General features: G+C 69.7%; 13 protein-coding genes. 2 read left to right on the plus strand and 11 right to left on the minus strand.

The genetic code is table 11. The features are described 5' to 3' along the window. Positions 1-167 precede the first annotated feature (167 nt). Positions 168-863 (minus strand): maleylpyruvate isomerase N-terminal domain-containing protein, encoded by a 696-nt coding sequence (locus tag E0H50_RS13985; protein WP_131287994.1) that lies wholly within the window; start codon positions 861-863, stop codon positions 168-170. Between the two features lie 161 nt (positions 864-1,024). After that, complete coding sequence (locus E0H50_RS13990) at positions 1,025-1,801, minus strand: HpcH/HpaI aldolase family protein (protein WP_131287997.1); 777 nt, start codon at positions 1,799-1,801, stop codon at positions 1,025-1,027. 73 nt (positions 1,802-1,874) lie between these two features. On the opposite strand from E0H50_RS13990, the gene E0H50_RS13995 reads away from it, so the two are divergent. Then, on the plus strand, positions 1,875-2,783 hold the full coding sequence (locus E0H50_RS13995) for a phosphotransferase family protein (protein WP_165547123.1): 909 nt from the start codon (positions 1,875-1,877) through the stop codon (positions 2,781-2,783). Here the strand turns inward: E0H50_RS13995 and E0H50_RS14000 are convergent. Then, positions 2,780-4,309, minus strand: coding sequence for an acyl-CoA carboxylase subunit beta (locus E0H50_RS14000; RefSeq protein ID WP_131288003.1), 1,530 nt, complete (start codon positions 4,307-4,309; stop codon positions 2,780-2,782). The two genes, E0H50_RS13995 and E0H50_RS14000, sit on opposite strands and share 4 nt — an antisense overlap. Positions 4,310-4,378: 69 nt before the next feature. Then, positions 4,379-5,542, minus strand: a complete 1,164-nt coding sequence (locus E0H50_RS14005; RefSeq protein WP_131288006.1) for an acyl-CoA dehydrogenase family protein — start codon at positions 5,540-5,542, stop codon at positions 4,379-4,381. Between the two features lie 68 nt (positions 5,543-5,610). Here E0H50_RS14005 and E0H50_RS14010 point away from each other — a divergent pair, with 68 nt between their 5' ends. Beyond that, positions 5,611-6,003: a MerR family transcriptional regulator gene (locus E0H50_RS14010; protein ID WP_238150956.1), complete on the plus strand. Its 393-nt coding sequence runs from the start codon at positions 5,611-5,613 to the stop codon at positions 6,001-6,003. A 32-nt stretch (positions 6,004-6,035) separates the two neighbouring features. On the opposite strand, the gene E0H50_RS14015 is transcribed toward E0H50_RS14010, so the two are convergent. The 7 genes from E0H50_RS14015 to E0H50_RS14045 are packed head-to-tail and all read right to left on the minus strand — an operon-like array spanning position 6,036 to position 15,837. After that, complete coding sequence (locus E0H50_RS14015; protein ID WP_202868130.1) at positions 6,036-6,266, minus strand: hypothetical protein; 231 nt, start codon at positions 6,264-6,266, stop codon at positions 6,036-6,038. 43 nt (positions 6,267-6,309) lie between these two features. Further along, complete coding sequence (locus E0H50_RS14020; RefSeq protein WP_131288015.1) at positions 6,310-7,014, minus strand: sirohydrochlorin chelatase; 705 nt, start codon at positions 7,012-7,014, stop codon at positions 6,310-6,312. Continuing rightward, on the minus strand, positions 7,011-8,138 hold the full coding sequence (locus tag E0H50_RS14025) for a uroporphyrinogen-III synthase (protein WP_131288018.1): 1,128 nt from the start codon (positions 8,136-8,138) through the stop codon (positions 7,011-7,013). The genes E0H50_RS14020 and E0H50_RS14025 overlap by 4 nt, the downstream gene beginning before the upstream one ends. Then, entirely contained in the window at positions 8,131-8,472 is a 342-nt protein-coding gene (gene nirD, locus E0H50_RS14030) for a nitrite reductase small subunit NirD (protein WP_131288021.1), read from the minus strand. The genes E0H50_RS14025 and nirD overlap by 8 nt, the downstream gene beginning before the upstream one ends. Continuing rightward, entirely contained in the window at positions 8,469-12,362 is a 3,894-nt protein-coding gene (gene nirB, locus E0H50_RS14035; protein WP_131288024.1) for a nitrite reductase large subunit NirB, read from the minus strand. The genes nirD and nirB overlap by 4 nt, the downstream gene beginning before the upstream one ends. Next, on the minus strand, positions 12,359-14,473 hold the full coding sequence (locus tag E0H50_RS14040; protein ID WP_131288027.1) for a molybdopterin oxidoreductase family protein: 2,115 nt from the start codon (positions 14,471-14,473) through the stop codon (positions 12,359-12,361). Before E0H50_RS14040 ends, nirB begins: the two co-directional genes overlap by 4 nt. Then, positions 14,470-15,837 (minus strand): MFS transporter, encoded by a 1,368-nt coding sequence (locus E0H50_RS14045; protein ID WP_131288030.1) that lies wholly within the window; start codon positions 15,835-15,837, stop codon positions 14,470-14,472. The genes E0H50_RS14040 and E0H50_RS14045 overlap by 4 nt, the downstream gene beginning before the upstream one ends. Positions 15,838-15,929 lie beyond the last annotated feature (92 nt).

The following is a 15,929-nucleotide window of genomic DNA, read 5'->3' on the forward strand; positions in this document are numbered from 1 at the left end:
CGCCCGCCCGGCTCGAAGCCGTCCTCTCCCGCATTTGCCTGGTTGACCCATCAGATCAGGGGTTCCACACCCTGGTTCACGGTGTGGAACCCCCCATTTCGCTGGCAGACCAGGCAAATTCGTGGGTCAGCCAGGCAAATGGGGACGGGCGGTAACCGGCGTCGCTTCTAGCCGAGCAGTGGTAGGCGGTGGGCGTGCGGGCCGAGCATGGCCAGGTCGTGCTCGTCGAGGGGCAGGCGGCCGGTGGCCTTCAGGATGTACGTCGTGGTGTCCCAGGCGATCACGTCCCACGCGTCCGGACCGAACAAGCCGTCCAGCGTGCGTGCGGTGACCTGCAGACCTTCGGGATCGGGCTCCGGGGCCCCCGGCAGGCCGACGATCAGATCGAGGTGATGGACCGTTGCCTCGAGCACCAAGGTGGCGACGAAGTCGGTCGCCCGCAGGACATGACCCTGTGTCTCGACCCGGTGTCCCTTGGTCGCCAGCCCGGTCGCAGCCGCCCGGACCGCCGCCTCGGACACCTCACGCCAGTGCTGCACGAGCAGACCCGGTTTGCGGTACGCCGCCGCCACGCTCCGCACGAAACTCGTGTCGCCGTCGGGCTGCGGCGGGAAGTCGTGCCAGTACGTGACGAAATCCCGGTCCGGCTCCACCGCGGCCGGGCTGGCGAACGCGATCAGGGCGCGCTCAGCGTCGTACAGCAGATGCACCAGCAGCGGACCGACGGGCATGCCGGCGCACCGGGTCTCGAGCCGGAAGTCGGAGTCACTGAGCCCCTGCACCGTCTCGGTCAGCCGCCCGTAGGTCCGCGCCAGAGTCCCCGCCAACCCCAACGGCAACGCGCCGCGCTCGGGTGCCTTCATCCCCGGCCTCCTCGGTGTCCTCTGAAGAACGTAACCCGAGAACCCGCCGAGGTGTTCCGGATCTCCACCACTCACCAACCCACGCCGAGGCCCGATCGCGGCGGCCCGCTGAGCGTGAGCCGCCCGGAGCCCACGCGGTTGGTGAGTGGTGGGCGTCCGCCCTAGGAGCGAGCCGTGTCCAGGTGGGCCGCCGCGATCGCCTCGAGGTGGCTGAGGTCGGAGGCCACGGTGGCGAAGGTGTAGCCCTGGTCCAGGCGCTTCTTCGCCGACTCGCCGTCGAACGTGTGGATGCCCGCGGCGATCCCGGCCTCCCGTGCGGTGCGCGCGATCAGCTCGACCGCCGCCTCGAACGGGCCCTCGACCTCCGGGTCACCGGGGAACCGCGCCCCGAGCGCGAGGCTGAGATCCGACGGGCCGACGTACACGCCGTCGAGACCGGGCGTCGCGCAGATCTCGTCGACGTTCTCCAGGCCGAGCGGCGTCTCGATCATCGCCAGTACGACGGTCGCGTCGTTGCTGTCCGCGGGCACCGGGCCGATCCGCAGCGCGGCCCGCATCGGCCCGAACGAGCGCGCCCCCACCGGCGGGTACTTCGCCGCCCGGACCGCCCGCGCGACATCGTCCGCGCTGTCGATCAGCGGCACGATCACGCCGGTCGCCCCGGCGTCCAGCGCCCGCCCGATCGGCGTCGGGTCGTTCGCCTCGACCCGCACCAGCCCGACCGTCGCCCGCGGCCCGATCGACGCGCCCGCATCGATCGCGAGCAGCCCGGTCATCAGCCCCTGGTACCCGATCAGCCCGTGCTGCGCGTCGAGCACCACGTAGTCGTACCCCAGCCGCGCGATCCGCTCGGCCGCCGGCGGCACGTCCAGCGTGACCCAGTACCCGACCAGCTTCTCCCGCGCCCGGACCTTGTGCGAGAAATCGTTTGCATTCACGCCCGCAGCCTATCCAGACCACCCCCAGGAAATCGCTCGACCAACCATCAGTTGGGACGAGACGATGCTGCGGATGCCTTCCACGGAGTTCCTCCTGCACGAGTTGGTCGCCGAAGCCGGTCTGCCCGAGGTCACGTCGTACCAGGAACTGAGCGGCCACGGTTTCGACCACGTGATCCTGCTGGCCACGCTCGCCGACGGCGCCCGCGTCGTGCTCCGGCATCGAGCCGGATCTCCACGCCCGCTGGCGGTGGAACAGGCACGGTTCCTGGCCGATCACGACGTACCCGCACCGCGTCTGCTCGGCGGCAACGACGAGGCGACGCTGTACGAGTACGCGCCTGGCGAGATGCTCTCCACCCTGGTGGCGGAGGGGCGGATGACGGGCGACGCTTGGCGCTCGCTCGGCACGGCGTTGCAGCGGCTGCACGCCGTACGCTTTCCGAACCGGCTGCGAGGTGCGTTCGGTCCAGACGGCCTGACGCTGACGTCTGCTGACCCGGTCGCGATGTTGCACGAGCGGGTGAGCGCCGCCGAGGACTACCTGCGGACGCACCTGCCCGAGGTCGCCGCCCAGCTTCCGCGGGCGCACGCGCTGATCGACGCACACGCCGACAGCCTCAGCGGCCCGACCGCGCTTCTGCACCGCGACATGTACCCGGCCAACATCATCATCGGCCCGGTCGAGACGCTGCTGATCGACTGGGATGACGCGCACGTCGGTGACCCGGCGAGCGAGATCGCGGCGCTCGAAGAGCACATCTACCTGATCGACCGCACGCCACAGCTTCCCGACCCGTTCTACGAGACCTACGGACCGCGGGTGGACACAGTGGACGTCTGGCGGTTGTGCGGGGCCATCGGTTGGTATGCGGGCGGCGACTTCGAGGAGTTCGAGCAGCAGCCGGACCAGGAGCTACGCGCGAAGGCCCGCCGGTGGCAGGCGGGCCTCGCGGACTATCTACGGCTGCGGCTGGGTTAGACCGGTGGTACGCCGTGCCGGCGGTGGGAGAAGGTGCGGTCCTTCGACTGGGCTGCGGCGAGGCGGGCGATCAGGTCGGTGCGGAGGTTCTCCGGCTCGATGATCGCGTCGATCACCAGGTCGGCGGCCAGCCGGAGGATGTCGATATCGGTCTCGTACTCCTCGCGCAGCTTGGACACGTACTCGACCCGCTCGCCCTCGTCGGCGATCTCCTGGATCTTGTTGTAGTACACGGCGTTGATCGCCGCCTCCGGACCCATCACGGCGATCTTCGCGGTCGGCAACGCGACACACGCGTCCGGCGAGAACCCCGGCCCGCACATCGCGTACAGCCCCGCGCCGTACGCCTTCCGGACGATCACCGACACCGTCGGCACGGTCGCCTCCGACACCGCGGTGATCATCTTCGCGCCGTGCCGGATGATCCCGGCCCGCTCGACCTCGCTGCCGATCATGAACCCCGGTACGTCGCACAGGTACACCAGCGGCACGTTGAACGCGTCGCACAGCCAGATGAACCGGGCCGCCTTGTCCGCCGAGTCGACGAACAGTACGCCGCCCTTCACCGCCGGCTGGTTCGCGACGATCCCGACCACCTGGCCCGCGAGCAGCCCGAACCCGACCACGAGCTCCGGCGCGTACGCCGGCTTGATCTCGAAGAACGTGTCCGCGTCGACGAGCGCGTCGATCACGTCGTGGATGTCGAACCCGACGCTCTCCTCGGCCGGCACCAGGTCCCGGGTGAAGTCGCGGCCGGCGTCCGAGGCGTCGTACGACGGCGGTCGCGAACGCCACGAACCGGGCAGGTAGGAGAAGTACTGCTTCGCCAGCTCGATCGCTTCCGTGTCGTCCGAAGCCAGCAGGTCGCCGCAGCCGGAGACGCTGGTGTGCATCCGGGCGCCGCCCATCTCCTCCAGCGTGACCTTCTCGCCGACGACCATCTCGGCCATCCGGGGCGAGCCCAGGTACATCGAGGCGTTGCCGTCGACCATGATCACGACGTCGCAGAACGCCGGGATATAAGCCCCTCCCGCCGCGGACGGGCCGAACAGGCAGCAGATCTGCGGGACCTTGCCGGACAGCGCGACCTGATTGTGGAAGATCCGGCCCGCACCGCGGCGGCCCGGGAACAGCTCCACCTGGTCGGTGATCCGGGCGCCCGCGGAGTCGATCAGCCAGAAGATCGGCAGCTCGTCGCGGAGCGCGACCTCGGTCACCCGGACGATCTTCTCGACCGTCCGCGCACCCCACGAACCGGCTTTCACGGTCGGGTCGTTCGCGACGAGCAGCGCCGGGCGGCCGTCGACGAGCGCCCGGCCGGTGACGACGCCGTCCGCGGGCAGACCCGGGTTCAGCGCGTTCGCCAGCTGCGCCTCCTCGACGAAGCTCCCCTCGTCGACGAGCAGCGCGATCCGGTCCCGGACGTACAGCTTGTTCTGGCTCTCGAGCTTGGCGGCAGCCTTCTCCGGCGGTGCCAGCGTCGCTTCGCGAGCAACCTTCACCTCGGTCCAGTGATCGCGCGTCATAACGCCCTTTCTACCTGCTACGTCCGAAGAACCGCGCAGACGTCCCTCGAGTTCTTCGGACGTAACGATTCATTCGACGGGGAGGCCCAGGCTGCGGGCGATCAGCATCCGCTGGACTTCCGACGTACCCTCGCCGATCTCCAGGATCTTGGCGTCGCGGTAGAACCGGGTGACCGGGTACTCCTCCATGAAGCCGTAGCCGCCGAAGACCTGCGTGGCGATCCGGGTCGCGGTCACCGCGGACTCGGTCGCGTACAGCTTGGCCACCGACGCCGCCTGCTTGAAGTCGGCCATCGACGCGCCGGCGTCCTTCAGCGCCGCCGCGCGATACACGAGCAACGAGGCCGCGTCCGCCATCACCTTCAGGTCGGCGATCTGGAACGCCACCCCCTGCTTGCGGCCGATCGGTACGCCGAACGTCTGGCGCTCACCGGCGTACTGGACCGACATCTCCAGGCACGCGCGGATGCACCCGAGCGCGACGGCCGCGATCGCGACCCGGCCGTCGTCGAGCGTCGCGAGGAACTGCGCGAACCCCTTGCCGCGCTCACCGAGCAGATTGGCCTCGGGGACGCGGCAGTTCACGAACGACAGCGGGTGCGTGTCGCTGGCATGCCAGCCGAGCTTGTCGTACGCCGCTTCCGCGGTGAATCCCGGCGTACCGCTCGGGACGATGATCGTGGAGATCTCCGGCTTGCCGTCGGCCCGCTCACCGGTACGGGCGGTCACCGTGACGACCGAGGTGATCGAAGAGCCCGAGTTGGTGATGAACTGCTTGGAGCCGTCGATCACCCACTCGCCGTTGTCGACGACCGCGCGGGTCTTGGTGGCGCCGGCGTCCGACCCGGACTCCGGCTCGGTCAGCCCGAACCCGGCCAGTTTGGTACCCGCGACCAGGTCCGGCAGCCAGGCGGCCTTCTGCTCGTCGGTGCCGAACGTCAGGATCGGGTTGATCCCGAGCCCGACCGCCGCCTCGAGCGTGATTCCCATCGACTGGTCGACCCGGGAGATCTCCTCGATCGCCACGCACAAGCTGGTGAAGTCGCCGCCCGCACCGCCGTACTCCTCCGGCGCGGTCAGCCCGAACAGCCCGAGCCGCCCCATCTTCTGCACGACCTCCACCGGGAAGTAGTGCTTGCGGTCCCACTCGGCCGCGTACGGCGCGATCTCGGCCTCCGCGAAGTCACGAACGCTACGACGGAACTCCTGATGCTCCGCGGACAACTCGAACATGCGGCACCCCTTCATGCTTGACGCTTACGTAAACGTAAAGCACGCTGGGCAGCATGCACAATAGCCAGGTGCCCGCAGAGACCTGGTCGATCGCCGAACTGGCCGCCGAGTACGACGTGACACTCCGGACGATCCGGTTCTACGAGGACCGCGGCCTGCTCACGCCCGAACGCCGCGGCACCACCCGCGTCTACCACCCCCGCGACCGCGTCCGCCTGGCCCTCGTCCTGCGCGGCAAACGCCTCGGCTTCTCCCTCGACGAGATCGCCAAGATCGTCGACATGTACGACGCCGAACCCGGCGAGGAAGGCCAACTCGTCTACCTCCTCGACCAGATCACCCACCGCCGCACCGAACTGGAACAACGCCGCCGCGACATCGAAGAAACCCTCCAAGACCTCGCCCAGGTAGAAACCCGCTGCCGCACAGACCTGGAAGCCCTCCGCAACGGCCAAACCTGACCCGACCGCACGGCTCAACCGCCAAACGATCGCTAGGCGATCTTCCGGCGGCCGTACAACCAGTAGATGACCGGCGCGGCCCCGAGCGAGTTGGCGAGGGTGAGAACCAAAGCCCAGAGCGGCTTGGGCCCCCGCACCTGACTGGCAGGACGGCGCGCGAGATCAGCCAGCGCGACAGCCTTCAACACGCTCTCGACAACGGCCCCAACCATGATCAGCCGCTGCTGCGCAGGGCTCAGATCAGCCCACCTCTTCCCGTTCACATCCCCCACCATCCGCCCCCATCACCCCACACGCAACCACCCGTCACCCAGCGATCGCCCAGGCGTCAGCAGACAGGCGACTGGCCGCTCTAGCCGCTTCGTAGCGGTGGAGGGCGAGGGTGGACAGGCGGGGATCGGGCGCCAAGGGAGCCGTGACGGTGTGGGGTGCCGCGTGGCGTTGGATGAGGCTGTGGAAGAAGCCGGGCGCCAAGAGGTACGTCGCTACGGCGAGGCGGCCCGAGGTGCGGGCCAGTACGTCGGGAAGCCGGTCGCCGGCGCCGGAAACATAGGCCACCCGGACCGGGCGATCGACCCGTGCGGACAGGAGTCTGGCAGTGGTCTCGCAGTCGGCCAGCGCGCGCGGGTCGGACGAGCCTGCGGCGGCCAGTACGACGGTATCCATGTGGGACAGGTCGCCCAGGCGATCGGCGAGGATCTCCACCAGCACAGGATCCGGCCCAAGGGCATCGGCAGCGTGAACCTGCCCGGGATAGCGCTGCGCTTCGGCCGCAACGTCGACGTACACGTGATAGCCCGAGCTCAGCAGCAACGGTACGACGACAGCGTCCGAAGCGTCCGTGGTGATCCGGCGGACGAGGGACGGCAGCGCCGGCGTCAGCAGGTCGACGAAGCCCAGCGAAATGGCGAGGTCGGGCCGTTGACGAGCCATCTCGCGGACGAGGTCGTGGACGACGCGGATGCCGCGAGGGTCCGCCGTACCGTGGGCTACTGCGACGAGGTCGGTCATGTGGGGACTCCGGCGGGTTCTACGGCGAGCCGGTAGCCGCGGCGGACCACCGTGCGGACCAGTTCGGGACGACCGACCGCAGTACGCAGCCGGTTGACGGTGACCTCGACCGCGTGGACGTCTTCGGCCCCGGGGAGGACAGCCAGCAACTCAGGGCGCGACACCACATCTCCCCCGGCCGCGACCAGCGCCGCCAGGACAGCACGCGGCCCAGGCCCCAGCGGCAGTACGACGCCGTCGAGCACCGCCGCGCCGCCGCGGATCACCAACTGGCCGAACGACGTTTCGATCGACCGCGCGTTGTCGTCGGTGAGCCGGTCGGTCACGATCCGGATCAGCGCACCCAACCGGTACCGGTCCGGCACCAACGGGTCGAGCCCCAGCGCCCCGAACGGTGCCGCGGTCACCGGACCGACGCAGGCGTTCAGCACCCGCCCGGTCCGCAACGCCGACGTGAGGTCGTCGTACTGCCCGTTCAGCGCCGCCGCGTCGAGCATCGCCTGCGCACCGGGCGCCGACGTGTGGACGACGGCGTCGACGGTGCCCGCGCACACCTGCGAGATCATCCGCTCCACCAGCGCCGGATCGGGCGCCGGCCCCCACCGGTACACCTCCAGACCGCGCACCGATCCACCGGCAGCCCGCAACGTGTCCTGCAGCGCGGGATCCGACAGCCCGTGCAACTGTACGACGATCTTCCGCCCGACAACGCCCTGTGTACGCAGCCATTCGACCACTTCGGCCGTCGTCTCGGACCGCGCCGACCAGTGCTCGACCAGCCCGGCCGCGCGGATCGCGCCACGCGCCTTCGGGCCGCGGGCCAGGATCCGCGAGTGCTCCAGCGTGCCCAGCAGGTCCGCGGCGAGACCGGCGGTGTCGGCCGCCTCGATCCAGCCGCGGAACCCGACCGCGGTGGTGACCACGACGTCGTCCGGCGGGTTCGCGATCACCCGCCGGGTCGCCTCGATCAGCGCGTGGTCGTCGGCGACCGGCACGATCTGCAAGGTCGGCGCGTGCAGTACCTTCGCTCCGCGCCGCTCGAACGACGCGATCAGGTCCTCCGCACGCCGGTGTGCGGTGATCGCGATCGTGCAGCCGCTCAACGGCCCCGGCCTACTAGCCACCCGAACCCACCACGACCTGCCCGTCGACGACCTCGACCGGGTACACCGGCAGGGACACCTCCGGATCGTCCAGGCACGCGCCGGTGCGCAGATCGAAGACCTGCTTGAACATCGGCGACGCCACCGTCGGTACGTCGCCGCGGCTGCCGACGATGCCCCGCGACATCACGTTCGCCCCGCTGAACGGGTCCTGGTTGCCGATGGCGAACACCTCGTCGTCGTGAGTTCTGAACAACGCGATCTGCACGTCCCCGAGCAACGCCGCGACCCCACGTTCCGGCAGCAGTGCCTCAACAGCGCAGATCACCGTGCGCTCGACACTCGTCATGGTCATCGACGTACCTCCAATCGGGGGCCGGCCAGCAGGACCGGCTCCAGCTGCCCGCGTTCGGCCGAGGTGGCCGGGCGCGGCTGGTTGCGCTCGACGACGTACCGCAGGTCGGCGTCGGGCTGGTCCGGCGCGTTCACGAACGACACGAACCGGGCCAGCTTCTCGGGATCGTTCAGGGTCGCCTGCCACTCGTCGACGTACGCGTCCACGTGCTTGGCCATCGCCGCGTCGAGGTCGGCCGCGATCCCCAGGCTGTCGTTGAGTACGACGTCCCGCACCTGATCCAGCCCGATCTCGCGCATCCACACCGACGTACGCTGCAGGCGGTCACCGGTGCGGACGTAGTACATGAGGAAGCGGTCGATCGCCTGGAACAGCTCCTCGTCGGTCAGGTCCGAGGCGAGCAGCTCGGCGTGCCGCGGCGTCATACCGCCGTTGCCGCCGACGTAAAGGTTCCAGCCCTTCTCGGTCGCGATCACGCCGACGTCCTTGCCGCGGGCCTCCGCGCACTCGCGCGCGCAGCCGGAGACGCCGAGCTTGAGCTTGTGCGGCGACCGCAGCCCGCGGTACCGCAGCTCCAGCGCGATCGCCATCCCGACCGAGTCCTGGACGCCGTACCGGCACCAGGTGGACCCGACGCACGACTTCACCGTCCGCAGCGCCTTGCCGTACGCGTGCCCGGACTCGAAGCCCGCGTCCACCAGCCGTTTCCAGATCGCCGGCAGCTGCTCGATGCGCGCCCCGAACAGGTCGACCCGCTGGCCGCCGGTGATCTTCGTGTACAGCCCGAAGTCGCGCGCCACCTCGCCGATCGTGATCAGGCCCTCCGGCGTGATCTCACCGCCGGGGATCCGCGGGACGACGGAGTACGTGCCGTCCTTCTGCATGTTGGCCATCACGTGGTCGTTGGTGTCCTGCAACGTCGCGCGCTCGCCCTCGAGCACGTGACCTGCCGGGTCCAGACTCGCCAGAATGGACCCGACGACGGGCTTGCAGATGTCGCACCCACGGCCCGTGCCGTGCCGCTCCACGATCTCGCTGAACGTCCGCAGTTCGGTGATCCGGACGACGTCGAACAGCTCCGCCCTGGACAGCGCGAAGTGCTCGCACAGCGCCTTGCTGACCTCGACGCCGGCCTTGGTGAGCTCGGTGTTGAGGAGGTTCTTGACGATCGGCAGGCACGAACCACAGCTCGTACCGGCCTTGGTCTTGCCGCAGACCGACTTGATGTCCGTGCAGCCCTCGTCGCGGACGGCACACCGGATCGTGCCCGCGGACACGTTGTTGCACGAGCAGACCGGCGCGTCGTCGGGCAGCTCGAGCTGCACCGGACCAGCGCCCTCGGGCAGCAGGAACGCGGCCGGGTCGGCGCCGAGCTCCCGGCCCACCATCGGCCGCAGTCCGGAGTACGCCGACGCGTCGCCGACCAGGATGCCGCCGAGCAGGGTACGGGCGTCGTCGGACAGCACGAGCTTCTTGTAGACACCGGCCACCGGGTCGGCGTACACGATGTCCAACGCGCCCTCGGTCGCGCCGAACGCGTCACCGAAGCTCGCGACGTCGACGCCGAGCAGCTTCAGCTTCGTCGACGTGTCCGCGCCCGGGAACGTCGCCTCACCGCCGAGCAGACGGTCCGCGACGATCTCGGCCATCGTGTAGCCGGGGGCGATCAGGCCCCACACGCGCCCTTCGATACAAGCGACTTCACCGATCGCCCAGACACCAGGAACGGACGTACGGCACGCCTCGTCGACCACGACACCGCCGCGCTCGCCGATCTGCAGACCGGCCGCGCGGCCGAGCTCGTCACGCGGCCGGACACCGGCCGCGAACACCACCACGTCGGCCGGCAGATCGGGGCCGTCGGCAACGCCCATCGCACGGGCCGCGCCCTGCGAGGTGAGCTTCACGCGCTGGCACTGCGTTCCGGTCAGTACGTCGACGTCGAGGCCCTCGATCAACCGGGCCAGCGCGGAACCGCCGCCCTCGTCGACCTGCAGCGGCATCAGCCGCGGCGCGAACTCGACAACCTTCGTCGCAGCACCCAAAGCTGTTAGCGCGCCGGCAGCTTCGAGGCCGAGCAGACCGCCGCCGACGACGACACCGCTGACCTGCTTACCTTCACCCTTGAGCCGCTCGACGTACACGCGCAGCGCGGCGACGTCGTCGATGGTCCGGTAGACGAAGCAGCCTTGCGCGTCGTTGTTCTTCACCGGCGGCACGAACGCCGCGGAGCCGGTCGCCAGGATGAGCTCGTCGTACCCGACCTGCTCGCCGCGGGCTGTCGTGACGGTCTTCGCCGCGGTGTCGATCGACGTGATCTGCACACCCTTGCGGAGGTTGACCGCCGGGTCGTCCCAGAGGTCCGGGTCGCCGAGCGACAGGTCCTGCGGGTCGCGACCGGAGAAGTAGCTGGTCAGCGCGACCCGGTCGTACGGCAGTCGCGGCTCCTCGCCGAAGACAGTGATCCGGTAGCTGACCTCCGTGTCGCGCTGCCGCAGCGCCTCGACCAGGCGGTGCGCAACCATCCCTCCGCCGACCACCACCACGTGCTTGGCCTTGTTCAGCTCTGCCATCGTCGCCCTCCTGCTCGGGACTGGTTCGGTCTCGCCGCGCCGGAAGCGGTCGAGCAGTTCGCCGACGGCGCCGGTGCAGCTCCCGCACCCGGTCGTCGCCCGCGTCGTGGCGGCGATGCCGGCGACACTGTCGGCACCTCCACGCCAGGCCGCTTCGATCGCGACCCTGGTGACGCCGTTGCACCTGCACACGGTCGCCACCTTCTTGTTCTGCACGGCGGGTACGTCGGGCTCGGTGAGCAACCCGTCCGCCACCACCGGTGTCCCGCGGTCCGCCAGCAACACCAGCTCGGCTGCGACCTCGGGCGCACCCACTGCGACCGCCGACCGCACCACGCCGTCCCGCAGGACGGCCCGCACGTACCGCGTCTCGTCCTCGAGCCGCACCACCGCCCCGTCTTCGTCCTTGTCGCCAAGAACAAGCAGATCGAGGCCGCCCGCGGTCAGGCGGACGACGTCGAAGTCGGGCACGGCAGGGCCGGGCTCGCCTTGCAACCTGTGCGCGAGCGCCTCCGCGTGCGACCACGCCGACGACACGGTTCCAGTGACTCGGCCGTCGATCTCGGCGCAGTCGCCGATCGCGTGCACTCGTGGGTCGTCCGGGCTCGTCAGCGTGCTGTCCACGACGATTCCGCCGCGTACCGTCAGGCCGGTCGCCAGGTCCGTTCGGGCCCGGACACCACACGCGACGACCAGCAGATCGCCGTACACCTGGCGGCCGTTCCGCAGCCGGAGGGCGCGGAAACCGCCGTTCTTGGTTTCCGTTCCGTGGATTTCCGTGTTGAGCAGGACCTCGACGCCGAGCCGCCGGACCGCGCGGGTGACGCGACGTCCGGCCGACGGGCGGACCGTCTTGTCCAGCAGGGTTTCACCGTCGTGGACCAGGGTCACCGCGACGCCGCGTTCACGGAGCGCACAAGCCGTCTCGACCCCGAGCACCCCGCCGCCGAGGACGACCGCACGCCGGGCCGCGCCGGTCGCCGCCGCCACGGCCCGTGCGTCGTCCACGGACCGCAACAGCTGCCCGCCCTCGACACCCTCCGGAACCACGGGCACAGCGCCGGTCGCGAACACCAACCGGTCGTACTCGTACTCGCGGCCGCGATCGTCGGTGACGACCCGCCGACCCCGATCCACCGCCACCACACGGGCGACCGACTCGTTGCCGACAGCAACCTCCGCGCGACCCGCGACGTACTCGGTCAGCCGTCCCCGGTTGTACGCCGGCTCGTCGCCCAGAACCGTGACGTCGTCGGACGGCAACAGCTCGGCCAGCCGCCGGCCGGCCATGCCGCCGCCGATGATCACCACTCTCATGCCGGTACTCCCGTCGCTGGCAGGGCAGCGGCGGTGACTTCGACGGCACACGCCTTGAACTCGGGCATCCTCGACACGGGGTCGAGCACGTCGTTGGTCAGCTCGTTGACGGCCTCGGCGCCACCGAAGTGGAACGGCACGAACACGGTGTCCGGCCGGACATCGGCCGTCACCCTGGCCGGCAGCACCATCGACCCGCGCGCGGTCCGCAACCGCAGCGGACGCCCGTCGCCGATCCCCAGCTGCGCGGCGACCCGCGGATGAATCTCGGCGTACACCTCGGGCTCGGCCTCGGCCAGCTCCGGAACCCGCCGCGTCTGCGCGCCGCTCTGGTAGTGCTGCAGCAACCGCCCCGTCACCAGATAGAGCGGTGCGTCCGTGCTGAGATCGTCCGCGACCGGCCGGTGGTCGACCGGTACGACGTGCGCGCGCCCGTCAGCGGTCGGAAACCCGTCGGCGAACAACCGTGGCGTCCCCGGATGTCCCTCGTGCGGCACCGGCCAGAACAGTGCCTCGTCCGCGTCCAGTCGCTCCCAGGTGATCCCGGAGTAGTCGGCCCGCCCACCCGCACTGGCGCGCCGCAACTCCTCGAACACCGCCGCCGGATCGGTCGAAAACCCTTCTACACCGAGCCTTTCCGCGATTCCCGCGAAGACGGCGAGATCGCTCCGTACCTCACCCGGCGCGGCCACCGCGGCGCGCCGCCGCAGTACCCGGCCTTCGAGGGACGTCATCGTCCCGTCCTCCTCGGCCCACTGCGTGACCGGGAACACCACGTCCGCGAGCAGCGCTGTCTCGGACGGCACCACATCCGCGACCACCAGCAGATCCAGGGCGGCCAGCCGGTCCCGGACCGAGGCAAGGTTCGGCGCCGACACCAGCAGGTTGCTTCCGTGCACGAACATCGCCTTCGGGCCGTCCGCCGTACCGAGCGAGTCGATCAGCTCGACCGCACTCTTCCCGGACCGCGGCAACTCATCCGGGTCCACGCCCCAGACCTGCGCGACGTACGAACGCGCGGCGGGATCCTCGATGCTCCGATAGCCCGGCAGCTGATCCGCCTTCTGCCCGTGCTCCCGACCGCCTTGCCCATTTCCTTGCCCGGTGATGCAGCCGTACCCGCTGCCCAGCCGGCCTGGGAGGCCGAGCGCCAACGCGAGGTTGATGCAAGCGGTCACCGTGTCGGTGCCCTTGCTGTGCTGCTCGGCCCCGCGCCCCGTCAGGACGAACGCTCCGGCGCCACCATGCACCGGAGCAGCAGCCGCCAGCACCCGCGCGGCCCGCCGGATCGTGGCCGCGGGCACCCCAGTGACCCGCTCGGCCCGCTCCGGCCACCAGGACGCCGTCGTCCGGACGAGTGCATCCGGATCATCGGTCCGCTCCTGCAAGTACGCAGTGTCCGCCAGCCCTTCCTGCAGCACCACATGGGTCAGCGAGAGCACCAGCGCGAGGTCGGTGCCAGGCGTCGCCTGCAGGTGAACTCCAGCGTTTTCCTCGGTCAGTCCGGCAGTCGCCGAGCGACGCGGGTCGACGACCAGAAGTCCACCCGAGTCGCGTGCGCTCTGCAGATGCGCCACGGCCGGCGGCATCGTTTCCGCGATGTTGCTGCCGACCAGCAGGACCGCTCCGGCAGCACCCAGATCGGCCAGCGGAAACGGCAGTCCGCGGTCGATTCCGAACGCCCGGTTCGTCGCCGCGGCCGCCGACGACATACAGAACCGGCCGTTGTAGTCCACATTCGCGGTCTTCAGCGCCACGCGGGCGAACTTGCCCAGCGCGTACGCCTTCTCGTTCGTCAGCCCGCCGCCGCCGAAGACCGCGATCGAGTCGCGCCCGTGCGCGGCCTGCAACGCCTTGATCCGATCGGCGACGAAGTCCAGCGCGCTGTCCCAACTCGTCTCCACCAGCTCGCCCGCGGCGTTGCGGACCAGCGGCATGGTGAGCCGGTCCGGCACCGTGAGGACTTCAGGAGCCGTCCAGCCCTTACGACAAAGCCCACCCCGGTTGGTAGGGAAGTCGCGTGGCCGCACCTCCACGGCACCCGGTCGCGCGACCGGGTGCAGCGTGGTGGCGCACTGCAGAGCGCAGTACGGACAGTGAGTAGCGGTCACACGCGCTCCTGGCTGAGCGGGCCGCCCTTGCGCAGGTAGCAGAAGTACGTCACACCCAGGCAGACCACGTAGAAGCCACAGAAGACGTACAGCGCCGGGATCAGCGAGCCGAAGTGGCTGGTCGACATCGCGAACCCGCGCGGGACCAGGAAACCGCCGTACGCGCCGACCGCGGACGCGATCCCGATACAGGCCGCCGCCTCCCGCCGGGCCCGGCCCGGGTCACCCGGCGTGGTGAGCCGGAAAACCGCCGGAATCATCCGGTACGTCGAACCGTTCGCGATCCCGCTGGCCACGAACAGCACCAGGAAACTGCACAGGAACGCCGGGAAACTTTCCGCCTTCAAGGACACCACCGCGGAAAGGATTCCGAGACCCATCACCACGAACGAGCAGACCGTGATCCAGGCGCCGCCGACCTTGTCGGACAGCTTGCCGCCGAACGGCCGCGCGACCGAACCGACCAGGGCGCCGAGGAACGCGTAGTGCGCCGGCGTGATGTCGGCGAAGGTGGTCTTGATCAGCAGCGGGAACGCCGCCCCGAAACCGATGAACGACCCGAACGTGCCGATGTAGAGGAACGAGATCACCCAGGTGTGCGGGCGCTTCGCCGCGGCGACCGACGTACGGAACGACGAGCTGGCCACCGACAGGTTGGCCATCGCCTTCCAGGCCCAGAACGCGGCCAGCACGATCAGCGGCAGCCACATCAGGCCGGCCCGGTTCAGCGTCAGACCGGCGCCCATCACGATCACGATCGGCACCAGCAGCTGCACCACCGCGACACCGAGGTTTCCGCCGGCCGCGTTCACACCGAGCGCGAAGCCCTTCTCCTTCTCGGGGTAGAAGAACGAGATGTTCGTCATGCTGCTGGCGAAGTTTCCGCCGCCGACACCCGCGGTCGCCGCGACCAGCGCCATCAGCCAGAACTGCGTGTCCGGCTGGGTCATGAAGTACGACAGCCCGGCGGTCGGGATCAGCAGCAGCAGCGCGGAGAAGATGGTCCAGTTCCGCCCGCCGAACCGCGGTACGGCGAACGTGTACGGCAACCGCAGCGTCGCGCCGACCAGGCTCGGCAGCGCGACCAGCCAGAACAGCTGGTCGGTGCTGTAGGTGAAACCCGCCTTCGGCATCGACACCACGACGATGCTCCACAGCTGCCAGACCGAGAAACCGAGGAACTCGGCGAAGATCGAGGGCCACAGGTTCCGCCGCGCGACCGCGCGGCCCTTCTCGGCCCAGAAACCGGCGTCCTCCGGATCCCAGACGTCGACCCAGCGCCCACGTCGCGGTGCCTCGACCGTTCCGACCGTACCGGTCTGGCCGTGGGGAGTGACGACCTCCGGTCCTGCCTCGAGCGTCATCGCGTGTCTCCGATCATCCGACCTGTTCGATTAGGCCAGGACGCTATGACCGGGGTGTTTCCACGTAGTCATCTTGTTGTTACGTCGCCGAA

It is taken from the genome of Kribbella sindirgiensis (assembly GCF_004331435.1).
GTDB classification, from domain to species: Bacteria; Actinomycetota; Actinomycetes; order Propionibacteriales; family Kribbellaceae; genus Kribbella; species Kribbella sindirgiensis.